The 24,382-nt window shown below is 36.3% G+C and carries 23 protein-coding genes, 1 pseudogene and 1 riboswitch; of the genes and pseudogenes, 16 read left to right on the forward strand and 8 right to left on the reverse strand.

Going from position 1 to position 24,382, the window contains the following annotated elements; translation table 11 throughout:
- Positions 1–31: 31 nt before the first annotated feature.
- Together ORL93_RS18505 and ORL93_RS18510 are read left to right on the forward strand one after the other, a co-directional pair.
- A pseudogene (locus ORL93_RS18505) lies at positions 32–1,521 on the forward strand (amino acid permease).
- Positions 1,496–1,642, forward strand: a complete 147-nt coding sequence (locus ORL93_RS18510) for a hypothetical protein (RefSeq protein WP_170959238.1) — start codon at positions 1,496–1,498, stop codon at positions 1,640–1,642. The pseudogene ORL93_RS18505 and the gene ORL93_RS18510 overlap by 26 nt, the downstream one beginning before the upstream one ends.
- A gap of 970 nt (positions 1,643–2,612) precedes the next feature.
- On the opposite strand, the gene ORL93_RS18515 is transcribed toward ORL93_RS18510, so the two are convergent.
- On the reverse strand, positions 2,613–2,777 hold the full coding sequence (locus ORL93_RS18515) for a type II toxin-antitoxin system antitoxin (RefSeq protein WP_003194620.1): 165 nt from the start codon (positions 2,775–2,777) through the stop codon (positions 2,613–2,615).
- A 15-nt stretch (positions 2,778–2,792) separates the two neighbouring features.
- Positions 2,793–3,638, reverse strand: a complete 846-nt coding sequence (locus tag ORL93_RS18520) for an SPFH domain-containing protein (protein WP_006093212.1) — start codon at positions 3,636–3,638, stop codon at positions 2,793–2,795.
- Between the two features lie 365 nt (positions 3,639–4,003).
- Between ORL93_RS18520 and ORL93_RS18525 the strand changes: the two genes are divergently transcribed.
- Both ORL93_RS18525 and ORL93_RS18530 read left to right on the forward strand, forming a co-directional pair.
- Positions 4,004–4,132, forward strand: a complete 129-nt coding sequence (locus ORL93_RS18525; RefSeq protein ID WP_265959382.1) for a hypothetical protein — start codon at positions 4,004–4,006, stop codon at positions 4,130–4,132.
- The gene (locus ORL93_RS18530; RefSeq protein WP_265959356.1) at positions 4,077–4,235 is read left to right on the forward strand and encodes a DUF6241 domain-containing protein; all 159 of its coding nucleotides are present in this window, start codon (positions 4,077–4,079) and stop codon (positions 4,233–4,235) included. The genes ORL93_RS18525 and ORL93_RS18530 overlap by 56 nt, the downstream gene beginning before the upstream one ends.
- Positions 4,236–4,437: 202 nt before the next feature.
- On the opposite strand, the gene ORL93_RS18535 is transcribed toward ORL93_RS18530, so the two are convergent.
- Positions 4,438–4,818, reverse strand: coding sequence for a YgaP family membrane protein (locus tag ORL93_RS18535; protein WP_018766479.1), 381 nt, complete (start codon positions 4,816–4,818; stop codon positions 4,438–4,440).
- Between the two features lie 357 nt (positions 4,819–5,175).
- Here ORL93_RS18535 and pcrB point away from each other — a divergent pair, with 357 nt between their 5' ends.
- From pcrB to ORL93_RS18570, 7 genes are all read left to right on the forward strand, one after another.
- On the forward strand, positions 5,176–5,865 hold the full coding sequence (pcrB, locus tag ORL93_RS18540) for a heptaprenylglyceryl phosphate synthase (RefSeq protein WP_003194625.1): 690 nt from the start codon (positions 5,176–5,178) through the stop codon (positions 5,863–5,865).
- Positions 5,866–5,877: 12 nt separating this feature from the next.
- On the forward strand, positions 5,878–8,109 hold the full coding sequence (gene pcrA / locus ORL93_RS18545; RefSeq protein ID WP_240516957.1) for a DNA helicase PcrA: 2,232 nt from the start codon (positions 5,878–5,880) through the stop codon (positions 8,107–8,109).
- A gap of 14 nt (positions 8,110–8,123) precedes the next feature.
- Positions 8,124–10,133 (forward strand): NAD-dependent DNA ligase LigA, encoded by a 2,010-nt coding sequence (gene ligA / locus ORL93_RS18550; RefSeq protein WP_006093215.1) that lies wholly within the window; start codon positions 8,124–8,126, stop codon positions 10,131–10,133.
- A 16-nt stretch (positions 10,134–10,149) separates the two neighbouring features.
- Entirely contained in the window at positions 10,150–11,343 is a 1,194-nt protein-coding gene (locus tag ORL93_RS18555) for a CamS family sex pheromone protein (RefSeq protein ID WP_006093217.1), read from the forward strand.
- Positions 11,344–11,438: 95 nt separating this feature from the next.
- Entirely contained in the window at positions 11,439–12,209 is a 771-nt protein-coding gene (locus ORL93_RS18560; RefSeq protein ID WP_265959357.1) for a TSUP family transporter, read from the forward strand.
- Between the two features lie 156 nt (positions 12,210–12,365).
- Entirely contained in the window at positions 12,366–13,913 is a 1,548-nt protein-coding gene (gene pruA, locus ORL93_RS18565) for an L-glutamate gamma-semialdehyde dehydrogenase (RefSeq protein ID WP_006093220.1), read from the forward strand.
- Between the two features lie 457 nt (positions 13,914–14,370).
- Positions 14,371–15,264: a DUF4097 family beta strand repeat-containing protein gene (locus tag ORL93_RS18570; protein ID WP_097795222.1), complete on the forward strand. Its 894-nt coding sequence runs from the start codon at positions 14,371–14,373 to the stop codon at positions 15,262–15,264.
- A 58-nt stretch (positions 15,265–15,322) separates the two neighbouring features.
- On the opposite strand, the gene ORL93_RS18575 is transcribed toward ORL93_RS18570, so the two are convergent.
- The 5 genes from ORL93_RS18575 to ORL93_RS18595 form a co-directional block, all read right to left on the reverse strand.
- Complete coding sequence (locus ORL93_RS18575) at positions 15,323–15,880, reverse strand: cysteine hydrolase family protein (protein ID WP_040119089.1); 558 nt, start codon at positions 15,878–15,880, stop codon at positions 15,323–15,325.
- Between the two features lie 204 nt (positions 15,881–16,084).
- Positions 16,085–16,190: riboswitch (SAM riboswitch) on the forward strand.
- Between the two features lie 308 nt (positions 16,191–16,498).
- On the reverse strand, positions 16,499–16,984 hold the full coding sequence (locus ORL93_RS18580; protein WP_018766486.1) for an HXXEE domain-containing protein: 486 nt from the start codon (positions 16,982–16,984) through the stop codon (positions 16,499–16,501).
- A gap of 64 nt (positions 16,985–17,048) precedes the next feature.
- On the reverse strand, positions 17,049–17,243 hold the full coding sequence (locus ORL93_RS18585; RefSeq protein WP_018782634.1) for a DUF3926 domain-containing protein: 195 nt from the start codon (positions 17,241–17,243) through the stop codon (positions 17,049–17,051).
- On the reverse strand, positions 17,236–18,414 hold the full coding sequence (locus tag ORL93_RS18590; RefSeq protein WP_018782633.1) for an ArsA family ATPase: 1,179 nt from the start codon (positions 18,412–18,414) through the stop codon (positions 17,236–17,238). Before ORL93_RS18590 ends, ORL93_RS18585 begins: the two co-directional genes overlap by 8 nt.
- Before the next feature lie 78 nt (positions 18,415–18,492).
- On the reverse strand, positions 18,493–18,975 hold the full coding sequence (locus tag ORL93_RS18595; RefSeq protein WP_018782632.1) for a MarR family winged helix-turn-helix transcriptional regulator: 483 nt from the start codon (positions 18,973–18,975) through the stop codon (positions 18,493–18,495).
- 231 nt (positions 18,976–19,206) lie between these two features.
- Here ORL93_RS18595 and ORL93_RS18600 point away from each other — a divergent pair, with 231 nt between their 5' ends.
- The 5 genes from ORL93_RS18600 to ORL93_RS18620 all read left to right on the forward strand — a co-directional run bounded on the left by ORL93_RS18600 (position 19,207) and on the right by ORL93_RS18620 (position 24,242).
- Positions 19,207–19,443 carry a YiaA/YiaB family inner membrane protein gene (locus ORL93_RS18600; protein WP_006093230.1) on the forward strand — a complete coding sequence of 79 codons (237 nt, stop codon included), beginning with the start codon at positions 19,207–19,209 and terminating at the stop codon, positions 19,441–19,443.
- Positions 19,444–19,584: 141 nt separating this feature from the next.
- Positions 19,585–19,875, forward strand: coding sequence for an Asp-tRNA(Asn)/Glu-tRNA(Gln) amidotransferase subunit GatC (gatC, locus tag ORL93_RS18605; RefSeq protein ID WP_003194647.1), 291 nt, complete (start codon positions 19,585–19,587; stop codon positions 19,873–19,875).
- 15 nt (positions 19,876–19,890) lie between these two features.
- On the forward strand, positions 19,891–21,348 hold the full coding sequence (gene gatA / locus ORL93_RS18610) for an Asp-tRNA(Asn)/Glu-tRNA(Gln) amidotransferase subunit GatA (protein WP_006093232.1): 1,458 nt from the start codon (positions 19,891–19,893) through the stop codon (positions 21,346–21,348).
- 13 nt (positions 21,349–21,361) lie between these two features.
- Positions 21,362–22,789, forward strand: coding sequence for an Asp-tRNA(Asn)/Glu-tRNA(Gln) amidotransferase subunit GatB (gatB, locus tag ORL93_RS18615; protein WP_006093233.1), 1,428 nt, complete (start codon positions 21,362–21,364; stop codon positions 22,787–22,789).
- Between the two features lie 547 nt (positions 22,790–23,336).
- Entirely contained in the window at positions 23,337–24,242 is a 906-nt protein-coding gene (locus ORL93_RS18620; RefSeq protein ID WP_029427566.1) for a diacylglycerol kinase, read from the forward strand.
- Positions 24,243–24,382 lie beyond the last annotated feature (140 nt).

Below are 24,382 nucleotides of genomic sequence, written 5' to 3' on the forward strand. Positions count from 1 at the left end.
TTAGGAACGTTGCAAAGAGAGAGGTGAGACGATGGATAATTTAGAGACAAAATCAAATATTGGAACACCATCTACTATAGATGGGAAGTTGAATCGTGGCTTAAGGCCACGACATATATCTATGATTGCAATTGGTGGTGCAATTGGTACGGGATTATTTGTTGCAAGCGGTGCTACGATTAGTCAAGCGGGACCAGGAGGGGCATTTGTTGCGTACCTTGCTATTGGGTGTATGGTTTATTTTTTAATGACAAGTCTTGGTGAGATGGCAACATATCTTCCAACGTCAGGTTCATTTGAAACATACGGAACTCGGTTTGTTGATCCGGCATTTGGATTTACACTTGGTTGGAATTATTGGTTAAGCTGGGCTACAACCATTCCGGCTGAGTTGGCAGCAGGTGCGTTGGTTATGAAATATTGGTTGCCAGAATCCTCGGATGTTCTATGGGGGATGCTTTTTTTGGCACTTATATTTTTATTAAATGTACTGTCTGTTAGAGGGTATGGTGAATCGGAGTTTTGGTTTGCTGGTATTAAGGTCGTTACAATTATTCTATTTTTAGTGATCGGTATTTTTATGATACTTGGTATATTCTTTAGCCCGGCAGTAGGGTTTCATAATCTTACGATAGGTGAGGCTCCTTTCAAAGGAGGATTTTTGGCTATAGTTGGTGTTTTTATGATTGCAGGTTTCTCCTTTCAAGGTACAGAAATGGTTGGTATTGCTTCTGGTGAAAGTGAGGATCCAGAGCGGAATGTTCCTCGGGCAATTCGTAGTGTTTTTTGGAGGGTGTTAATTTTTTATGTGTTGGCTATAGCCGTAATAGGGATTATTATTCCATATACAGACCCGAGTCTTCTTAAATCGGATGTGGATCATATTTCTATTAGCCCATTTACTTTAGTTTTTCAAAAAGCTGGACTTGCATTTGCGGCATCATTAATGAATGCTGTCATTTTAACCTCTGTGCTTTCAGCTTGTAATTCTTCTATGTATGCTTCTACTCGCATGCTTTGGGCTCTTGCACAAGAAGGAAAAGCGCCTAAAATTTTGCGTAAGGTAAATAGAAGAGGGGTCCCTACCTATGCTTTGTATGCCAATATTATTTTTGGATTACTTGTCTTTTTATCATCATTCATTGGCGATGGCGTTGTTTATATATGGCTGCTTAATATGACGGGGTTAACGGGGTTTTTAACATGGATTGGAATCGCAATCTGTCATTATAGATTTCGTAGAGCATACGTGGCACAAGGGAGAAGCTTAAATGAACTAACATTTCATTTAAGGCGAAATGGTATCCCTTTGGTCCGTTGTTTACGTTAGTATTATGTATCATTGTTATTATTGGACAAGGAAGTGAAGTGGTTTCTGGAGGGGCGATTAACTGGTATGGAATGCTTGTATCGTATATTAGTGTACCGGTGTTTATTATTCTTTGGTTAGGTTATAAGTTTATTAAAAAGACGAAGGTTGTCCCGTTAAAAGAGTGTGACTTTAGCCGAGATGATTTGTGAAACAACCTCTAAATTGATTTTTAAGACAATAGAATATATGAATCTCATTTCTATTCATATTACGCATCCGCAGTTAGCGGGTGCATTTTTGTATGGTTGGATTGTCATCATATATAGTTAGATAGAAAGATAGGAAAAATTATATTGTATGTTGAATGTTTCAAGGAGTTACAATCTGTTTGCATTTTAATTCGCCAATCAACAATAGAAAAATAGAAATAACTAAAGTAAGCGCAGCGCCAATAAGTGGAAGTGCTTGATTATCTCATGGGTTATTTATAAATTGTAGGTGGGGAATATTTGACGCTTACTATTCAGTGTCTTTTTATATTTGATTTGTTGATAAACATTATGAAAAAACTGGTACAACTTAATAGATGCAATAGGTAAGAGGATCCTAATGGGTTGAAGCGAGGGTGTTACCTATTGTCATCTGTTTTTGCTATAAAGTATTAGAAATCAATAGTATACTGGTATACCCATTTCAGGGAAACCTATAATACGTTGAGAATCTAATGTCATGTTTTCACCTACTTTTTATAAATTCATATTCTTTTACATGCTATGCTTAAAGAGAATAAAAGAGCTTATTCTCCTTTTAAATTAGGCAAACTAGCTACTGAAACCGCCCGTTATGTGAACTAAGGAAGGCTAGTATGAAAAGAATTAAAAGCTTATGCTATTGACCTTGATGAATATTATGAGATTGTAGTCAGCTATAATAAAGAAAAGAGATAAAGAAATGGCCTGAATGTATACTGTTGTTGTTGTTGAGAATATCAGTAAAATTGAGATGAGGTCAGTGTTTATTAGGATAGGAATATAAAAAAATATAATGAATTTTACATTCGAAAAAGGGAAAGAATCCTAAATGTTTAGGTTGTTTTTTAATAATCGTATAAGTGGAAAGTTTTTATTTTTTTAAGTCTGTTTCTCGTATTATTGTTGTATCTGTTATAAAGCCTGTATTCCATAATCAGTGTTATATGGAAATCATAAAGTTTATTGGTGATTTTATTTTTAATAATTAGAAAAAGCAACTAAATTTAGTTGCTTTTTTTGTGTAAGAAAGAGAACCACTGAATATAAACTTAAGACTCTTTCTCTTTTTTTAGTTTTCCTTTTTGCTTTGCCATTTCTCGAAGTAAATACTCGATGTGAGCGTTAACGCTACGAAATTCATCATTTGCCCATTTTTCGATGACTGCGTGTAATTCAGGATCAATACGTAATGGAAAGCTTTTCTTTTTGGCCATAATTACCTACAACCTTTAATATAGACTTCCTGTGTTAATCACTGGCTGTGCACCTTTATCTGAAACGATGGCAACCAATAAGTTGTTAACCATGTTCGCTTTACGCTCGTCATCTAAATCGAGTACGCCTTCTTCATCTAACATATGAATGGAATCTTTCGCCATTTTTACAGCACCTTCGACAATCTCTTTTCGTGCTGCTAAAACAGCTTTCGCTTGTTGACGCTGAAGCATTGCATGAGCAATTTCTGTTGCATAAGCTAAATGTGTTAAACGAGTTTCTAGTACCTCTACACCAGCAATATCTAAGCGCGCTTCTAATTCACGTCTTAGTTCCTCAGAGATTTCTTCGGCATTTCCACGTAGTGTGATGCAATTGTCATCTTGAAAATTATCATACGGATATTTCGTTGCAACATGGCGAATTGCTGTTTCGCTTTGAATTTCTACGAATTCATCATAATGTTCAACCCCAAAAATCGCTTTTGCTGAATCGACAACTTTATAAACGACAACAGCTGCAATTTCAATCGGGTTCCCATCTACATCATTTACCTTTAGTTTTTTACTATTAAAGTTTTCAACGCGAAGAGAAACAGTTTGACGAAGTGCGAATGGAATTGTTAAAAATAATCCATTTTGACGGATTGTTCCTAAATAGTTCCCAAAAAACGTAATTACTTTTGCTTGATTTGGTTGGACAATCCCAATACCGGTGGCAAGAATAGCAGCTAAAATTAGACAAAGTACAGCTACTACAAATATTTCTTGTACGAGGCAAAATACACCGATACCGGCTAAAGCTAAAAGACCAATAATACCTAGAAAACCATTTACATAAAACACTTGTTTTTCTCTCATACTAATCGCCTCCTTCTGATATAAAAATGATATCACTTTTATATCATCGAATGCAAGGGAGGAAAATCTTATTTTCTGAAAATAATAAAAATCTTTCTTAGAAGAGTGGGAAATTAGTTTTTTAGGTGTGCGGCGCGATACATCTCAAATTAATATATAGCTACAGTTATTTATCCCGCATTAACGGGCAGTAAGACCTCCACCTCAGAATCCAGTAAAAGCAAAGAGATTAGATGGAGGTCGGGCTGCCCGTAAAAGCTCGATTGGTACGGGCTAATAATCAGTGGGGGATGAAGAAAACCTCCACTGATTAAAGTTTCACTTTATTAAATTCTGAGGGTGTTGTAATTGATTCAATGCACAAAATGACTCATCAAAAAGTATTAGCCTCCGAAAGGCGAGGATTTATTGAAATGAATTCGAAGAACATTAAAAAAGGTGCGAGAACTGGTTGGAAAAAGCGATCTTCTGCAATACAAGCCACAATACGTTGAAATCTTAGATAGATGGGAGAAAGGTGATTTCACTCAAGTGGTTGAGGAGCATAATTTTTTTGGGAAATACAAGGCGGTAACACTGGTAAAGCCTACAAATTAACAAATCCAGAGCAAGAGAAAGAATTCATTCAAACACAAGGAAAGTAAAGAGCGAAAAAATCCGCTCTTTTTTTAGTGGAATCTCTTAGGGGAAATAAAACAAAAAGAACATTAGTTCTGTTTTGTGATAAAATAAAGAAGACTTAGCCGCCCACTGCAGCAGCTAAGTCTCTTTGAGAGCATCTTGCATCGTGACAAATGATTCAAAGCGGTTTCGCCAGGATTGCTTCTTCAATCGCTGACTCAATCTCTTTGTCAGAAGCATCATAACTTCCTTTTGATCCTGGTTTGTCAGGACTGGAAGTGTGACTTACTTCTTCTTGTTTAGCATGTCCTTTTTTATTAAAATCCATGCTAGGTATTTTTAAGGCACCCATATTTATATATTTTCCAAATTTACATGCTTCAGTAATAGGACAGAAACGCAAGATTCCTTCTGCAATTTTCATTGCACCAAGCCACAGCAAAACCTTTGACCAAGTGCACCATGGTTTACGTGTGAGTTTAGCTGTGCTACAACTTAGTACAACTAAACCGAGTGTAATTCGGATTAGAGCATTCATTATGCCGATGTTTTGCTTCATCAAAGAAAACACTCCTTCTTCATCAGCTTAGAAATAGCAAACACTATTTCAGTTGTTATTATTCCACGTAAGTTTCGCGATATGTAATCCAACATTTGACGGTGAAAAAGATGTTGGATTGGACGTGTGTATAGGTGTCTTTTTTTGTTATAATGTAAGAATGCATAAAAGGAAGTTTAAAAAGTCCGGTCAAGATAACCTTCGCATTTCTTCGTTGCTTTGCCAGTCCGGTACTCATGTAGTATATAGCTACACTCCGTGTCCTCCTGGCTGCAGCGCCTCGAATAGCTCGGCTCTCTAGATCCTCCTTTTTGAACCAGCACATAAAGGTGAATAGACAAAAGAAAGGGTGTTTTCATGTACGATATTTCACAGTGGAAACATGTATTTAAGCTTGATCCGAATAAGGAATTAAGCGATGAACATTTAGAAATGATTTGTGAATCTGGAACAGACGCAGTGATTGTAGGCGGAAGTGACGGGGTAACAATTGATAATGTATTACACATGCTAGTAAGCATTCGTAGATATGCAGTTCCTTGTGTGTTAGAGGTTTCTGATCTTGAAGCTCTTACACCAGGGTTTGATTTTTATTACATTCCAAGTGTTTTAAACAGCTCAAAAGTGGAATGGATAACGGGAATTCATCATGAGGCATTGAAAGAATTCGGGGATATTATGAACTGGGATGAAATTTTCATGGAAGGATATTGTGTTTTAAATCCAGAAGCAAAAGTAGCTCAGCTTACAGAGGCGAAATGTGATTTAACAGAAGATGATGTGATTGCATATGCACGTATGGCAGACAAGCTTCTGAAGTTGCCGATTTTTTACTTAGAATATAGTGGTACTTACGGAGATATTGAACTCGTTAAAAATGTAAAAGCAGAATTACAACAAGCAAAGTTGTATTACGGCGGTGGAATTTCAAGTGCGAAAGAAGCAAAAGAAATGGCACAGTACGCTGATACAGTCGTTGTAGGAAATGTAATTTATGATGATATAAAGGCAGCTTTACAAACAGTAAAAGCTGTAAAAGGAGAGTAGGTGCAGGCACATATGAGTATAACTGATAAATTATTAAATGGTTTAAATCCTCAGCAACAAAAGGCAGTGCAAACAACAAACGGACCACTTTTATTAATGGCAGGTGCTGGTAGTGGTAAGACGCGTGTGCTAACACATCGCATCGCATACTTACTTGGTGAAAAAGGTGTAGCACCTTGGAATGTATTAGCAATTACTTTTACAAATAAAGCGGCTCGTGAAATGCGTGAACGTATCGATAAGCTTGTTGGCCCGGAAGCGGAAGATATTTGGATTTCTACGTTCCACTCAATGTGCGTACGTATTTTACGACGTGACATTGATCGTATCGGAATTAATCGTAACTTTACGATTTTAGATGCAAGTGATCAACTTACGGTTGTAAAAAAGATTATGAAAGAGCGTAATATTGATCCGAAAAAATTCGATCCACGTTCTATTTTATCTGGTATTAGTAATGCAAAGAATGAATTGTTATCTGCTGATAAATATGCAAAGCAAATTTCAATTGCGGATCCATTTGAAAAATTAACAAGCGATGTATATACAGAATATCAAAAACGTCTTTTGAAAAATAACTCATTAGATTTTGATGATTTAATTATGACGACGATCCATTTATTTGAACGTGTTCCAGAAGTATTGGAATTCTATCAGCGTAAGTTCCAATATATTCATGTGGATGAGTACCAAGATACGAATAGAGCCCAATACATTCTTGTAAATAAATTAGCTGCTCGCTTTAAAAACCTTTGTGTTGTTGGTGATTCTGACCAGTCCATTTATCGTTGGCGTGGGGCGGACATTTCTAACATTTTGTCATTTGAAAAAGACTACGAAAATGCACAGGTTATCTTGTTAGAGCAAAACTACCGTTCATCACAAAATATTTTAAATGCGGCTAATGCTGTAATTGAAAATAATTCAAATCGTAAACCGAAAAAATTATGGACAGACAATCAAATTGGAAGTAAGATTTCGTATTACCGTGCTGCAACGGAAAAGGATGAAGCATATTTTGTTGCAAAAAAAATTCGCGATGAAATTCAAATGGGAAATCGAAAATATACAGATTTTGCGGTTCTGTATCGTACGAACGCCCAGTCTCGTATGGTCGAGGAGATTTTCTTAAAGTCTAATATTCCATATAAAATTGTCGGCGGCATTAAGTTCTATGATCGTAAAGAGATTAAAGATATTTTGGCATACTTACGTTTAATTGCAAATCCAGATGATGAGATTAGCTTCGCACGTATTATTAACATGCCGAAGCGAGGAATCGGTGCCACGTCTATCGATAAGATTATTAACTACGGCGTGCAAAATGGGATTTCATTAACGGCTGTAATGGATGAAATTGAACATGTCGGAGTAAGTGCAAAAATCACAAAAGCAGTAAAAGAATTTGCAAGTCAATTACACAACTGGGTAAACATGCAAGAATACTTATCTGTTACAGAACTAGTAGAAGAAGTGATTGAGAAAACGGGTTACCGCGATATGCTAAAGAATGAACGTTCTTTAGAAGCAGAAGGACGACTTGAAAACTTAGATGAGTTTTTATCTGTTACACAGACATTTGAATCGCAAAGTGAAGATAAGAGTCTTGTTGCTTTCTTAACAGATTTGGCACTTGTAGCAGATATTGATCGCGTGGATGAGGATCCAGCTGCGGGTGAAGAAGTTATTTTAATGACGATGCACTCGGCAAAGGGACTTGAATTCCCAGTTGTCTTTATTATTGGACTAGAAGAAGGAGTGTTCCCGCATACTCGCTCTCTTATGGAAGAAGATGAAATGCAAGAGGAACGCCGTCTTGCTTATGTAGGTATTACTCGTGCGGAAGAAGAGTTATATTTATCAAATGCCCAAATGCGTACGTTATTCGGTAGAACAAATATGAATGCAGCATCTCGATTTATTTCAGAAATTCCTACGGAGTTGCTAGAACCATTAAATGAAACAGCGCCAAAGCGTGAGACATTTAGTGCAAAAGGAAGATCGGCTGGGGCAACAACGACAACACGTTCCCGCTCTGCATTTGTGCGTCCAACTGTGAAAACGACAGGAGGAGAGCAAATTGGCTGGGCTGTAGGTGATAAAGCGTCCCATCAAAAATGGGGTGTTGGTACAGTTGTAAGTGTGAAAGGTGAAGGAGATGCAAAAGAATTAGATATTGCATTCCCAAGTCCAATTGGCATTAAACGCTTATTAGCAAAATTTGCACCTGTAACGAAACAATAGAAAGGAGTAAGGATATGTCAAAAGAAGAGGCAAAGCAGCGTATAGAAGAACTTCGTGATATGTTAAATGCATTCAACTATCAATATCACGTATTAGACAATCCTTCTGTTTCTGATGCGGAATACGACCGTGATATGCAGGAGCTTATAAAATTAGAAGCAGAGAACCCAGAATTTTTAATAGAAGATTCTCCCACCGTTCGAGTTGGGGGAGCAGTGCTTGATATATTTGAAAAAGTAACGCACAAATCGCCGATGTTAAGTTTAGGAAATGCCTTTAATGAAGGAGATTTACGTGATTTTGATCGCAGAGTACGTCAAGGAATTGATGATTCAAATGTAAGATATATATGTGAACTAAAAATTGACGGTCTTGCTGTTTCCCTTCATTATGAAAAAGGACGCTTCGTTCAAGGCGCAACACGTGGCGATGGCGTAACTGGTGAAGATATTACGCAAAATTTAAAAACAATTAAAGCGATCCCTCTTCGTTTGAAAGAAGAAGTAACATTAGAAGCGCGCGGTGAAGCATATATGCCAAAGCGTTCATTTGTAAAATTAAACGAAGAGAAAGAACAAAATGGCGAGGCAGTTTTTGCAAATCCACGTAATGCAGCAGCAGGATCACTTCGCCAGCTTGATCCAAAAATTGCTGCGAAGCGTAATTTGTCAATGTTTGTGTACGGCCTTGCTGATGTGAAAGAAAAGACGATTGCATCACATAGCGAATCATTAAACTTCTTAGGCGAGCTTGGGTTTAAAACGAATCCAAATCGCCGCACATGTGAAACAATTGAAGATGTAATCGCTTATGTAGAAGAATGGCAGGAAAAGCGCCCGAATCTTAATTATGAGATTGATGGAATCGTAATTAAAGTAGATGATGTGGCCTTGCAAGATAGTTTAGGAACAACAGCAAAGAGTCCACGCTGGGCAATTGCTTATAAGTTTCCGGCAGAAGAAGTTGTAACGAGATTAACAGGTATTGAACTGAGCGTGGGACGCACAGGGGTTGTGACACCGACGGCAGAACTAGAGCCAGTTCGAGTGGCAGGAACAATTGTCCGCCGTGCATCTCTACATAACGAGGATCTAATTCGTGAAAAAGATATTCGAATTGGTGACTACGTTATTGTGAAAAAGGCTGGAGACATTATTCCAGAAGTAGTTAATGTTATTTTCGATAAACGTACTGGTGAAGAAGAAGAGTATCATATGCCAACGCATTGCCCGGCTTGTGACAGTGAACTGGTTCGTTTAGAAGAAGAGGTAGCTCTGCGTTGTATTAATCCAGCATGTCCAGCGCAAATTCGTGAAGGATTGATTCATTTTGTTTCAAGAAATGCAATGAATATTGATGGGCTTGGAGAGCGTGTTATTACACAGCTCTTTGAAGCAGATTATATTCGGACATTCGCAGATTTGTATCCATTAACGCAAGAGCAATTGTTACAATTAGAGCGTTTTGGTGAGAAATCAGCATCTAAATTAGTACAAGCAATTGAAACTTCTAAGGAAAATTCGTTGGAGCGTCTATTATTTGGACTTGGTATTCGTCATGTCGGTGCAAAAGCGGCTCGCACGTTAGCTGAGCATTTTGAAACGATGGATCATCTTGTGAAAGCAACAGAAGAAGAGTTAAAAGAGATTAATGAAATTGGCGAGAAAATGGCCCAATCAATTGTAACGTACTTTGATAATGAAGACGTGTTAGAATTATTACAACAATTTAAAGAGTACGGTGTTAACATGACCTACAAAGGCATAAAACGTGCTGATTTACAAAATATTGCATCTTACTTCGCTGGAAAAACAATCGTTCTAACAGGGAAACTAGAAGTTATGGGGCGTAGCGAAGCGAAGAAAAAGATTGAAGAGCTAGGTGGAAAAGTAACAGGTAGTGTAAGTAAAAGTACTGATTTAGTCGTTGCTGGTGAAGCGGCAGGGTCAAAATTAGCACAAGCAGAGAAACATAATATTGAGGTTTGGAATGAAGAGAGGTTCTTACAAGAGCTGAATAAGTAAGAGGTGCAAACTTACCATGAAAAAAATAGCATTAGCGGTATTAAGCCTAGGTCTACTTCTAAGTGGATGTAGTACAGGTATAAAAAAAGAAGAAAAAGTTGTTGAAAAATCGGGTAAATCAAAAGAACAAGCGATTGTTCCGAAATATTCTATTTCTGAGGATTATTACAAAACAACGGTGCCATTTGATCCAGGTTCTGCACGTGGCTTAGTTGTACAAGGATTAAATAGCCGTCTGGATATAGATGAATTTGAAACAGGACTAATGCGTATTGCGAAAGAATCGTTTAGTACGAAGGATTATCTATTCAAAGGTGGTAGCTCTTTAGATAAAGAAACGGTTCAAATGCTTGTAAAGAGAAAGCGTACAGATGCGGAGCAAAAAGAGTTAGAAGAGAAACTGAAAAAAGACGCAGTGAAATTCCCTAATATTGGATTAAATCCGGCGTTACAAGAAGGTTCAGAATCATTAGAGGTTCGAAACAAAAAAACACCAATGTATCTTTCTAATATTTTAGAGCACGATTATTATGTACGAAAAGGTGAAAAAGAAGTTGAACTTGGTGGAGTTGTTATTGGTTTAGCAATGAATTCGGTTCATTATTATACTGAGGAACATGGGTATCCACGTGAGGTGGAAATTTCAGAAAAAGAAATGTTAGATCAAGGTAAGTCTATGGCACAAGAAATTTTAACATTATTGCAAAAGAAAGATCCAAAATTAAAAAATGTTCCCATTACATTTGCGATTTATCGCCAAGGATCAAAATCGACACTTGTACCAGGGAAATTTGTATCTTATGCTCAAATAGATAAAGGCAGTGACAAAGTAGGAGATTGGAAAGCAATTAATGAAAAATATTACTTGTTCCCTTCTGAATCAGCTAAAACGGATGTGCGTGAAGATTACGCAATTGTAGAAAACTTTAAAGCAAAACTGAGTGAGTTTTTCAAAGGTGACTACACAGCTATTGTTGGTACAGGATTTTATAAAGATGATCAATTAAAAGAAATGAAACTTGAAATCCCTGTTCAGTTTAATGGAAAAGCAGAAGTGATTGGATTTACACAATTTGTTGCTGGACAAGTTATGCAATACTTCCCGAATTATGTGAAAGTACAGGTGACAATTAAATCTGTTGAACGACCAGAAGCGATTATTATTCGTGAGGCGAAGCAGGATGAACCATTTGTGAAAATTTTAGATTAAGAAAAAAGCTGTTCCTTTCTGGAACGGCTTTTTTTCTTCTGTAATTTTGTTATAATTTCTAATGTTGTGAACAAAAAGGGGTAAGGAGAAAAGACATGGATGAGTTAAGCTTACAGATTATTGTATTACTCGTTGCTTTTGGTTTTTTGGCTGCATTTATTGATGCAGTTGTTGGAGGAGGAGGGCTCATTTCACTTCCGGCACTTATGTTTGTGGGCTTATCGCCTGCATCGGCAATTGCAACAAATAAGCTGGCTGCAACGATGGGGACTTTTACAAGTGCTATTTATTTTATTCGTTCAGGAAAGGTTAATTTTCGTATAGTAGGAAAATTAATCCCATTAACTATTGTGGGTGCGATAGCTGGAGCTTTAGTTGTGAAATTTATTCCACCTGATATTTTACGGCCACTTGTACTTGTTATGTTGGTATTTATTGCAATTTATATTATTGTAAAAAAAGATTGGGGAAGTGTGTCCACTTATAAAAAGATGACGAAAGGAAAAGCATTAATGTTTTTCTTTGTTATTTTAAGTTTAGGATTTTATGATGGATTTTTTGGTCCCGGGACAGGTTCATTTTTAATTTTTGCATTTTTATTAATTGGTTTGGACTTTATTCAAGCTGCTGCATCTGGAAAATTTTTGAATTTCGTTAGTAACATTGTATCTTTAATCACATTTCTATTTTTAGATGTCATTCATTTTGAATACGGTATTATTATGGGGTTATCAATGATTTTAGGGGCTTATCTAGGATCAAAGTTTGCAGTACAAAAAGGTGTTGGATATGTGCGCACTTTATTTTTATTGGTGACAATTTTATTAATTGGGAAAAATGTTTTGGAATATGTTCATATTATTTAGCTTCATACATAACGTATGAAGCTTTTCTTTTTTATTATATTTTAAAAATTTATTAATTTTTAAAATATAAGTCTAGGAATATTTGAATAAATCTAAATTATCGTGTAGAATAATGTTGTAAAATGTAAACGTTTTTCTAAGGGGAGGCTAAAAAGAATGGTAGTAGCATACAAGCATGAGCCATTTACAGATTTTTCAGTAGAGGCTAACAAGTTAGCGTTTGAAGAAGGTTTAAAGAAAGTAGAATCTTATCTTGGACAAGACTATCCATTAATTATCGGGGGAGAAAAGATCACTACAGACGAGAAAATCGTTTCTGTAAACCCTGCAAATAAAGAAGAAGTTGTGGGCAGTGTTTCAAAAGCAAGCCGTGAATTAGCTGAAAAAGCAATGCAAGTGGCGGATGAAACATTCCAAACTTGGAGAAAGTCAAAACCAGAAATGCGTGCAGACATTTTATTCCGTGCTGCAGCAATTGTTCGTCGTAGAAAGCATGAGTTTTCTGCTATTCTTGTAAAAGAAGCAGGTAAACCATGGAATGAGGCAGATGCTGATACAGCAGAAGCAATCGACTTTATGGAATATTATGGTCGTCAAATGTTAAAATTAAAAGACGGTATTCCAGTAGAAAGCCGTCCAATTGAATATAATCGTTTCTCTTACATTCCATTAGGAGTAGGTGTTATCATTTCTCCTTGGAACTTCCCATTCGCAATTATGGCAGGTATGACAACAGCTGCAGTAGTTTCTGGTAACACAGTATTACTAAAACCAGCTAGTACAACACCTGTAGTGGCAGCGAAATTTATGGAAGTATTAGAAGAAGCAGGCTTACCAGCAGGCGTTGTAAACTTCATCCCTGGTAGCGGATCTGAAGTTGGTGACTACTTAGTAGACCACCCTCGTACACGTTTCATTAGCTTCACTGGATCACGCGATGTAGGTATTCGTATTTACGAACGCGCAGCAAAAGTAAATCCAGGCCAAATTTGGTTAAAACGTGTTATCGCTGAAATGGGCGGTAAAGATACAATCGTTGTTGATAAAGAAGCAGATCTTGAATTAGCTGCTAAGTCTATCGTTGCATCTGCATTTGGATTCTCAGGACAAAAATGTTCTGCTTGTTCTCGTGCAGTAATCCATGAAGATGTATACGATCATGTATTAAACCGTGCTGTTGAATTAACGAAAGAATTAACTGTAGGTAACCCAGCTGAAAAAGACATGAACATGGGACCAGTTAATGACCAAGCTGCATTTGATAAAGTAATGAGCTATGTTGCAATTGGTAAAGAAGAAGGTAAAGTAGTAGCAGGTGGCGAAGGAGACGACTCTAAAGGCTGGTTCATCCAACCAACAATCGTTGCTGACGTTGCAGAAGACGCTCGTTTAATGAAAGAAGAAATCTTCGGACCAGTAGTAGCATTCTGTAAAGCGAAAGACTTTGATCATGCGCTTGCAATTGCAAATAACACAGAATACGGTTTAACAGGAGCTGTTGTTTCTAATAACCGTGAACATATCGAAAAAGCACGTGAAGACTTCCACGTTGGTAACTTATACTTCAACCGTGGATGTACTGGTGCAATCGTAGGTTACCAACCATTTGGTGGTTTTAACATGTCTGGTACAGACTCTAAAGCTGGTGGACCTGACTATATCGCACTTCACATGCAAGGAAAAACTACTTCTGAAACTTTATAAGAAATAGATGAAAAGGCCTTCCTGTAATAGGGAAGGCCTTTTTCATGTAAGAAAGATTCTGATTGGAAAACTGCTACCTTGCTTAAATACAATATAAAAGAGTGAAAAGAAACAAAAGCACCAGAAAAATTGATTCATTCGTCATATTTTTCTGTATTAATTTTTTGAATTTCCTGTATAATACAATTTGAAAGAAAATCTATGGTTAGACAAGAGGACACTACTTTCAGTTTTGCTCACTGAAAGTAGTGTTTTTGTATTTTTCAGAAAAAACATTGTAACAAATTATGGTAAATGATAAAATGAAACATGAAAGATTGGGAGAAAAATAAGTAGCTATTGAACAGTACTATATAATATATGGTACTGAATAATAAAAGCTATATGAACAGGGCTGTATGGAATTTAATTTTTAACGATTTTATAGAAAGAAATACGACGAAGGAAGTGTTATTTTATGAAAAAGATTGTTCTTATCGCATTATCGTTGTTAGTTATTGGGGGCATTGGTGTTGGAGCAATGACTGTTTTCGGTGTAGCTTTTAATAAAACTGAAATTCATAAAAAAGAAACGGTGGCTGTTGAAAAAATTGATGAAATTGAAATAAAGACTTCTGCCGCAGATGTTGAAATTATTACAGTTGATTCAAAAGATATCGAAGTGTTACTGGATGGAGAAATAAGTAAAGAGCTAGTAGATGAATATAAATTTGATGTAAAAAAAGAAAACAATAGATTAAATATTAAATTTAGTAAAAATCAGAATTATGTTGGATGGGGAATTGGAACTGCCGCAGATGTAAACTTACAAGTTAAAGTTCCAAAGAAAATATATGACACTGTCAAAGTAACCACATCATCAGGAGATTTTGTTGTAAAAGAAATTGAAACAAAGGTAGCGGAGATAAATACTTCTTCTGGGGATGTATCATTATCACATTCTAAGGTAAATGAAAAATTAACAGCTAAAACATCTAGTGGAAAGATTAAGACAGATAAAAGTGAAATCGAAGTAGCAAAATTGAACACACGTAGCGGAAAAATTAGAGTAGAAGGTTTACATTCTAAAGAATTAGCGGCTAATACATCATCGGGTGATATTGAATATAATGATCGTAGTTTGCGGGGAGAAGTAGAGTGTAATACATCAAGCGGTGATGTTAAGATGCAATTTGATACATTTCCTGAATCTTTAAGAGTTGAGTTTGATGGAAGTTCAGGTAAAGCGGATATAAATGTTGCTGGTCTGCTATATGAAGAGAAATCAAAGAATCAGTTGGTTGGAGTAAAAGGTACAGGGGAAAATAAGGTGAAAGTAAAAACAAGTTCGGGAGATTTCAAGTTACGGTAACCTTTGAATAACAGCATAAAAAATCATGTCTCTGTCTGTGAGAGACATGATTTTTGTTTCAGATGGAGTTTCTAAAACTGAAGAATTCTTCTGTACTCATGACATCTGCATATACGTCATTCAAACTTGCTAAAATTGTATTATGGATATAAACAGCAGGAATCGTAGCGTTTTTAAAGATGAGATCTTTTGTTGCGCATGCATCATGTACAACAGTACAACGAAAACCGAAATCAAAAGCAGCTCTTACTGTAGCATCAATACACATATGAGTCATCATCCCGCATATAATAACATGTTCAATTTCTAAGTTTTGCAATTGCTCTAATAGGTCCGTTTCCCGAAAACCGTTTGGATAGTGTTTGAGAATAACAGTTTCATTTTTTAAGGGGCGAACATTTTCATGAATGTGGACTCCTTCTGTGTCAGGGAGAAAAAAAGTAGCATTTTCTTGAATAGATACATGTTGGATATGAAAAATAGGTTGATTCATTTCTCGAAAATGCCGAAGTAGTTGACTTGCATACTCGCTAGCTTCCATGGTGCCACGTAGTTCCATTTTACCATTTGGAAAATAATCATTTTGAATATCAACGAGTAAAAGGGCTGTTTTCATATAATCGATCGTCCTCCGTTTTTATTTCGTATTCATGTAATGTTATTCAATTAACAGAGGAGATTTTCCTTTTAGAAAGACTTTCTTATTGCATTTAAAAATTTTAATAAAAAGATAATTGGTATATTTTAGGGTTTTTATATTGACCCTCGCTTTTCAGAGTTTTATAGTAAGACGTAATTAAGTGACAATTAAATCGATACACTCTTATCCAGAGAGGTGGAGGGACTGGCCCTGTGATACCTCAGCAACGGGTTTTTTAATACCGTGCTAATTCCAAGCAAGCTCTTAAAGGCTTGGAAGATGAGGAGATGTGAATGAGTATATAAGTGCTCTTCTTCTTATTTTTATTACAGATATGAAAAAGAGCACTTTTTATTTGATTTCAAGGCTCTGTTTCAAATTGTTACAGCGTGTAAAAACTTAAAAAAATCGTAAAATAATATCGGGTTTAACGAACTAACCAGTAGGAACCCCTTCGCTGTTAGCTCGTTCAACATATATCATACCTAACAGACGATACCCTAATTTTGTACCTTCCAATTCTGTGTAATAAAAGATTCAATGTCTGTTAGGTAGAGTGAAAAGGCCAGGAGTTTTCCTGGTTTTTTAATTTGATTAAGTAAGGAAGCTAGCTGAAAATAAGGTGATCCAGATCATAATAGGATAGGAGAGTAAACTAAAAAATAGTGTGAGAGCCAGTTTCTTTTTATTGATTAATAATTTTACTAGTGAGAATGCATAGAGGGAAAACAGTACAATTATAAATGCTGATATTGCCCCAGGATTGTAAGAACGATAAACGAAAAATAAAACAATATGTTGAACAGCGTTAAAGAAAATAGCTCCTTGTATGAAAATAATCCAGTAAACAGACGATATAATATGAATTTGGTATAGGGTAATGAAGAGTAGAACAATGGTCGTTAATATACAAATCGCTATTACAAACTGCTTATTGCTTATGAAATGAATTGAGAATTGATTGGCAAGATACTGAGGTATTTTAATAGATTCTTCAAGGTTATGAATGAAAAATAATAAGGGAATAAACCAAACAATAATATTGGTAGATATATGTTTAATTTTAGGTGTTTTAATCAAATAAATCATCTCCAGGTAAAGAAATAGAAAGCCCGTAAGGAAAGGGCCCCCTATGCTCTTATAGTTATTCAATCGTAATGCTTTTTAAGTTTACTTCTGCAGGCTGTTTTTCTTCCTGTATACAAGCGGAAAGCTCTTCTTGCAAAATATGAATCATCTTTTTAGCTTGCTGTCCGATAGGAGTAGGTAATTCATTGATGATACACATCCCAACCTTTAATTTTGTTTGAATGACTGTTCTTAGCAAATCCTCATGCATGAACAACGCCTCCAAATCGAATGATTAGCACATCCCCTTCAAATTTTGCACCTTGAACGGATAAATGCGTTAATGTTTTTGGTAATGTAATATTTCGTTTGACAGAACCGGCGCGAATGATGAGTTCATCACCTTTTTGATTTAAAGAGAGTTCACTTTTATCTGAGAATGGAATAGAGAGAACAAAAATATATTCATCACCATCTTTTTTTACATATTGTGTACGCCCGTTGAATTTTACAGCGGTTGGTTCTACATCATCTTTGAATAGAGCAGCTCCTACACGCTCTAGCATAGGTAATCCAACTACTTCTTGTTCAAACATTGGAGCTTCATAAATAGGAAGTGGTTGGAAGCTATCTTGAATTAATGCTTTATATTTTTTCTGCGCGTCTTTCCATGCTTGGAAGTAGGAGTCGGTAACGGTATCAGGGATGACGCGGTTAATCATGATCGCATCCACGTTATAATCATATAAATTCAAATAGGTGAAGCTACGCTGCGCTTCTTTAATAACCATTTTTTCTGGATTTACAACAACGCGAATACTTGTCACTTCACGGTTAGATAAAATATCCCGCATTTCTCCAAGGTGTTCAAGTGTATTTGTTAATTCATCCATAATATCATCAGTAGGAAGTGGGACTCCTAGAAGTGGTTGTGCAACAGGTCGGACAACTTTTAAAACTTTTCTTTTAATCGGAAAGAGTTTTTCCATCCACCAGCCGAGCATATCAGGAAAGCTTAGCATGGCGAGAGTTTCTCCGGTTGGTGCGCAATCAATAATGATGACATCATATGTTTTCTGTTTATAGTAATCGAGTACACGAAGTAAACTAATTAAGTCCTCCATGCCAGGAAACATCGTTAATTCCTCTGTTGTAATATCATCAGCAGCTTTTGATGTGAATAGCAATGTAATATACTTTTGTAATTTCCCCCAGCCTTTTTCCATTTCATAAATTGTATTGATTTCTTGTGCCCATAAATTTTCACGAATTTCTAGTGGCTCAGAAGATAATTTTATGCCAAAGGAATCTCCTAAGCTATGAGCTGGATCAGTGCTCATTACTAATGTTTTTAATCCTTGTTTTGCACTTTGAAGTGCTGTTGCTGCTGAAATGCTAGTTTTTCCTACGCCGCCTTTACCTGTATACAAAATAATTCTCATATTTATATCCCCTTTGTTTCGGTTATCGAATATTACGAGTGTCGAAATATATGTTTGAATAAAAACCCATAAAGGGCATTATTCAATCGGGATGTTCTTCATCTTAGGTGTAGGAAGCTTTTCGACTTGCTTTTGTTGTGACGTAGCGATGTGATTCATAATCTTTTGGAAGATTTGTAGTAAAAATGTTTTTTCTTCTTCTGATAATGCTTCCGTCACAAGGTTAAAGTAATGAGCCGCATTTTGTTTTACTTCTTGAACGAGTTGTACGCCAGTTTCGGTTAAGCGAATTAGTACAATGCGTCGATCATTTTCGTTCCGATAGCGCTCAATATATCCTTTTTTCACAAGCCGGTTAACGACACCTGTCGTTGTGCTCATTGGAATATCGAGAAGCTCCGTAATTTTCGTCATTGTAATATCTGTATTTCGCTCCATCCATAACAGACAGAATACTTCTGTTTTAGAAAGTGATAAATCAAGGCTCACCCATTCTTCTGGGTAGAAAAGCTTCTTGGCATTATCTAGCAGTAAATCTAAAAAATGTTCATATTGCAACAATTATTTCCACTCCCGTATATTTCGAGGTTCGTAATATTTATTTCTATTGTATGTATGTTTGAAATAAATGTCAAACAATTATGATTTGTTTTTTTAGATTAGATAAAAAATAAATTTTATATTAGAAAATTTATGTAATAGAGTAATAAGTAGATAAACATATTTTACATAAAAATCCATAATAGTAATATACTTATCTATTATGGAGGTACAGCTACAAGGGGGAGAACCATGAGGAGAAGAAATACCCAAGCGTTCACATTTTTAGCATGGACTTCATTTGTTTGTGCGCTTTCTGGTATGTTAATTGGTATTTATACATTAGATGAAACACTTAGCGTAAAAGGATACTATTTAATAGGTACATTATTTTTAACAATGTCCTGTTTTGTACTGCAAAAAACAATTCGTGATAATGAAGAAGATAACGAGCGTTTACCGAAAAAAGAACCACTAGATAAAGAATAAATTGAGAGGAAAGGCAGAAGCCTTTCTTTTTTTATGTAAAAATGCTGTAAGTACCGTGTGTTGACTTGCTTGAAGTACTGAAAATTTGGTATCATCAATAGTATTGTAGATTGAACGATATATTATGGAGGTGGCCTAGCCGTGTCAAGAATTTCCGTTGAGAATGTAAAGCATGTAGCGCATTTAGCACGTCTTGCAATTACAGATCAAGAAGCAGAAAAATTTCAAAAGCAACTCGATGCAATTGTTACATTTGCAGAGCAGTTAAATGAATTAGATACAACAGGTGTTAAACCAACAACTCATGTATTAGATATGAAAAATATTATGCGTGAAGATGTACCAGAAAAAGGTTTACCAGTTGAAGAAGTATTAAAAAATGCACCGGATCACAAAGATAATCAAATCCGTGTTCCAGCAGTATTAGAATAGAGGAGGGGAATTTCGATGTCATTATTTGATCATTCTGTATCAGAGTTACATAAGAAGTTAAACAACAAAGAAATTTCCGTTACGGATTTAGTAGAAGAATCATACAAACGTATTGCGGATGTAGAAGATAACGTAAAAGCTTTTCTTACATTAGATGAAGAAAATGCACGCGCGAAAGCGAAGGAATTAGATGCGAAAATTGGTGCTGAAGATAACGGTTTACTATTCGGTATGCCAATCGGTGTGAAAGACAACATTGTAACAAACGGCCTTCGTACAACTTGTGCGAGCAAAATATTAGCAAACTTTGATCCAATTTATGATGCGACAGTTGTGCAAAAGCTGAAAGCTGCTGACACAATTACAATCGGTAAATTAAACATGGACGAGTTTGCAATGGGGTCTTCAAATGAAAACTCTGGTTTCTATGCTACGAAAAACCCATGGAATTTAGATTATGTTCCGGGCGGATCTAGTGGTGGTTCTGCAGCGGCAGTAGCGGCAGGAGAAGTATTATTCTCTTTAGGTTCTGATACGGGTGGTTCAATCCGTCAACCAGCTGCATATTGCGGTGTTGTTGGTTTAAAACCAACTTACGGACGTGTATCTCGCTTTGGTTTAGTTGCATTTGCATCTTCTCTTGACCAAATCGGACCAATTACACGTACAGTAGAAGACAATGCATACCTATTACAAGCGATTTCGGGTGTTGACCGCATGGATACAACTTCTGCAAATGTTGAAGTTGGCAACTACTTAGCTGGTTTAACAGGTGATGTAAAAGGTTTACGTATCGCTGTACCAAAAGAATACTTAGGAGAAGGTGTTGGCGAAGAAGCTCGTGAGTCAGTATTAGCTGCGTTAAAAGTATTAGAAGGTATGGGGGCAACTTGGGAAGAAGTATCTCTTCCGCACTCTAAATATGCTTTAGCAACGTATTACTTAATTTCTTCTTCAGAGGCGTCTGCTAACCTTTCACGCTTTGATGGCGTACGCTATGGCGTTCGTTCTGACAATGTGAGTAACTTAATGGACCTTTACAAAAACACGCGTAGCGAAGGCTTCGGTGATGAAGTGAAACGTCGTATCATGCTCGGTACATTTGCGCTTAGCTCTGGTTACTATGATGCATATTACAAAAAAGCACAACAAGTACGTACATTAATTAAAAATGACTTTGAAAATGTATTTGCTAACTATGACGTTATTATTGGACCAACAACGCCAACTCCAGCATTCAAAGTAGGCGAAAAAGTAGATGATCCAATGACAATGTACGCAAACGACATTTTAACAATTCCAGTGAACTTAGCAGGTGTTCCGGCGATTTCTGTTCCATGTGGATTCGGTGCGAACAACATGCCACTTGGTTTACAAATTATCGGTAAACACTTCGATGAAGCAACAATTTATCGCGTTGCACATGCGTTTGAGCAAGCAACAGATTATCATACAAAAAAAGCAAGTCTGTAGGAGGCGAGCATAGATGAATTTAGAAACAATTATCGGTTTAGAGGTTCACGTTGAGTTAAAAACGAATTCGAAAATTTTCTCTGCGAGTCCAACAGAATTCGGAGCGGATCCAAATACACAAACAAGTGTAATTGACTTAGGATATCCTGGGGTGCTTCCAACTCTAAATAAAGAAGCAGTTAACTTTGCAATGAAAGCTGCAATGGCATTAAACTGTGAAATCGCAACAGAAACAAAGTTTGATCGTAAAAACTATTTCTATCCAGATAATCCGAAAGCATACCAAATTTCTCAATATGATAAACCAATTGGGGAAAATGGTTGGATTGAAATTGAAGTAGATGGCAAAAAGAAACGCATCGGTATTACACGTCTTCACCTAGAAGAAGATGCAGGTAAATCAACGCATACAAGTGAAGGTTCATTAGTGGATTATAATCGTCAAGGTATGCCATTAATCGAAATCGTATCTGAGCCAGATATGCGTACGCCAGAAGAAGCATATGCATACTTAGAAAAATTAAAATCTATCATTCAATATACAGGTGTATCTGACTGTAAGATGGAAGAGGGGTCTCTTCGCTGTGATGCGAACATTTCCCTTCGTCCAGTAGGACAAGAGAAGTTCGGTACAAAAGCAGAGCTGAAAAACTTAAACTCTTTCACTTATGTACAAAAAGGTCTTGAGCATGAACAAGTACGCCAAGAAAAAGAATTATTATCTGGTGGCATCATTCAACAAGAAACACGTCGTTATGATGAAGCAACAAAGAAAACAATCTTAATGCGTGTAAAAGAAGGATCTGACGATTACCGTTACTTCCCAGAGCCAGACTTAGTTGAACTTTACATCGATGATGAGTGGAAAGAACGCGTTCGCGCTTCTATTCCAGAACTTCCAGATGCTCGTAAAGTACGCTATGTTGAAGAACTTGGTTTACCAGCTTATGATGCACACGTATTAACATTAACAAAAGAGATGTCTGATTTCTTTGAAGCAACAATTGTAGACGGTGCAGACGCGAAATTAACATCAAACTGGTTAATGGGTGAAGTACTTGCATACTTAAATAAACAACAAAAAGAATTAAAAGACGTAGCATTAACGCCAGCTGGTCTATCTAAAATGGTTCAATTAATTGAAAAAGGTACAATTTCGTCTAAAATTGCGAAAAAAGTATTTAACGAATTAATTGAAAAAGGTGGAGACCCAGAAGAAATCGTTAAAGCAAAAGGTCTTGTTCAAATTTCTGACGAAGGTACACTTCGTAAGGTCGTAACAGAAATTCTTGATAATAACGAACAATCTATTGAAGACTTTAAAAACGGTAAAGACCGTGCAATTGGCTTCTTAGTGGGTCAAATTATGAAGGCGACAAAAGGACAAGCAAACCCACCACTTGTTAATAAAATCTTGTTAGAAGAAATCAACAAGCGATAATAAAGAAAAGTGGAACTGGATAGCCTAGCTTATGAAGTTAAGCGGTTATCAAATAGTAAAGATTAATCAGAGAAAGCACCCATATTTGGGTGTTTTTTCTGAGTTAATCAAACGTTTGTTTAAATTAAGAAATTATTTAAACAAACGTTTGATTAACTGACAAAAGTGAGAAAATGTTTGTATAGCAACTATGGTATGATAGTTGCAAAAAGGTGGGAATAATGATAAATCTAGACATAGAGAGTTTTTTCATCTCGTGAAATAATAGATAATTGTTATCCCCTGTTTTGTATGTAAGAAACAGAAAGTACTATGAATGGTGAAATGATATATATTACTTAGTTCAATAAAGCAAAGCTTTCATTAGTAGGTTGTTCTTTATATTTTGCTGATGTAAAGCGGTATGAACCTGGGTCCTTATTTGTCCTTTTAAATGGGCTAAAGGAAGGATATGGAGATGAGAGGAGGTAGGCATAGGAACGCTGAATAAAGATTCGGTATATTCTTTTTCTGTGAATGGTGAATGAGAAATTTCCTGTGCTAATGAATGATGAAGCGAGCAAGAATAATTTATAACCCTACTTCTGGCCGTGAGTTATTTAAAAAGAACTTACCAGAAGTATTACAAAAATTAGAACAAGCTGGATATGAAACATCTTGTCATGCGACAACGGGTCCTGGAGATGCGACTGTGGCAGCGAGGCAAGCGGCAAATCGTAAATTTGATGTTGTCATTGCAGCTGGTGGTGACGGGACGTTAAATGAAGTGGTGAATGGTTTAGTAGGGAATGAATATCGTCCGAAATTCGGAATCATTCCAGTTGGGACAACAAATGATTTTGCACGTGCAATCGGTGTACCGCGTTCTATTGAAGAGGCGGCAGATATTATTTGTGAAGGTAAGACTGTTCCATTAGACCTTGGTAGAGCGAACGATACATATTTTATTAACATTGCTGGCGGCGGACGTATTACAGAATTAACATACGAAGTACCAAGTAAGCTGAAAACAGTACTAGGACAGCTTGCCTATTATTTAAAAGGTATCGAAATGCTGCCGTCATTACATCCAACATACGTTGAAATCGAGTATGATGGAAAGCTATTGCAAGAAGAGATTACGATGTTTTTAATTACGAATACCCGTTCAGTTGGTGGTTTTGAAAAGGTTGCACCATATGCATCTATTAACGATGGTTTATTTGACCTATTAGTGCTGAAGAAGGGTTCTATTGCTGATTTGATTAAAGCAGCAACACAAGCACAGCGCGGTGAGCATATTAATAATCCAAAAGTTTTATATACGCAGGCAAATCGTATTAAGGTTCATTCGCCGGATAAATTAATGATTAATTTAGATGGTGAATATGGCGGAGATGCGCCAATGGAATTTGAAAATATATATCATTGTCTTGAACTATTTGTTCCAGAACATAAAGAGGATACCTTATAAAGGTATCCTTTTTTATTTATATATATAGGAACGTGTCGATGGAATCGTGTCATTAATTCCTTTTGTAAATTGGGAGTTGGTTTGATTTTCAATGTATTTTTACAATGCGTTCATCTTATATCCACATTTACTTGCTACAC

This window comes from Bacillus sp. DHT2 (genome assembly GCF_026241455.1).
Classification (GTDB): Bacteria; Bacillota; Bacilli; order Bacillales; family Bacillaceae_G; genus Bacillus_A; species Bacillus_A pseudomycoides.

Coding starts and splice junctions, on each gene's coding strand:
- ORL93_RS18525 (WP_265959382.1), top strand. CDS start 4,004: ATGACTCATCAAAAAGTATTAGCCTCCGAAAGGCGAGGATTTATTGAA.
- ORL93_RS18515 (WP_003194620.1), bottom strand. CDS start 2,777: ATGGCCAAAAAGAAAAGCTTTCCATTACGTATTGATCCTGAATTACAC.
- ORL93_RS18600 (WP_006093230.1), top strand. CDS start 19,207: ATGAGGAGAAGAAATACCCAAGCGTTCACATTTTTAGCATGGACTTCA.
- ligA (WP_006093215.1), top strand. CDS start 8,124: ATGTCAAAAGAAGAGGCAAAGCAGCGTATAGAAGAACTTCGTGATATG.
- ORL93_RS18575 (WP_040119089.1), bottom strand. CDS start 15,880: ATGAAAACAGCCCTTTTACTCGTTGATATTCAAAATGATTATTTTCCA.
- pruA (WP_006093220.1), top strand. CDS start 12,366: ATGGTAGTAGCATACAAGCATGAGCCATTTACAGATTTTTCAGTAGAG.
- pcrA (WP_240516957.1), top strand. CDS start 5,878: ATGAGTATAACTGATAAATTATTAAATGGTTTAAATCCTCAGCAACAA.
- gatB (WP_006093233.1), top strand. CDS start 21,362: ATGAATTTAGAAACAATTATCGGTTTAGAGGTTCACGTTGAGTTAAAA.
- ORL93_RS18555 (WP_006093217.1), top strand. CDS start 10,150: ATGAAAAAAATAGCATTAGCGGTATTAAGCCTAGGTCTACTTCTAAGT.
- ORL93_RS18535 (WP_018766479.1), bottom strand. CDS start 4,818: ATGAAGCAAAACATCGGCATAATGAATGCTCTAATCCGAATTACACTC.
- ORL93_RS18590 (WP_018782633.1), bottom strand. CDS start 18,414: ATGAGAATTATTTTGTATACAGGTAAAGGCGGCGTAGGAAAAACTAGC.
- gatA (WP_006093232.1), top strand. CDS start 19,891: ATGTCATTATTTGATCATTCTGTATCAGAGTTACATAAGAAGTTAAAC.
- ORL93_RS18570 (WP_097795222.1), top strand. CDS start 14,371: ATGAAAAAGATTGTTCTTATCGCATTATCGTTGTTAGTTATTGGGGGC.
- ORL93_RS18520 (WP_006093212.1), bottom strand. CDS start 3,638: ATGAGAGAAAAACAAGTGTTTTATGTAAATGGTTTTCTAGGTATTATT.
- ORL93_RS18620 (WP_029427566.1), top strand. CDS start 23,337: ATGATGAAGCGAGCAAGAATAATTTATAACCCTACTTCTGGCCGTGAG.
- ORL93_RS18585 (WP_018782634.1), bottom strand. CDS start 17,243: ATGCATGAGGATTTGCTAAGAACAGTCATTCAAACAAAATTAAAGGTT.
- pcrB (WP_003194625.1), top strand. CDS start 5,176: ATGTACGATATTTCACAGTGGAAACATGTATTTAAGCTTGATCCGAAT.
- ORL93_RS18560 (WP_265959357.1), top strand. CDS start 11,439: ATGGATGAGTTAAGCTTACAGATTATTGTATTACTCGTTGCTTTTGGT.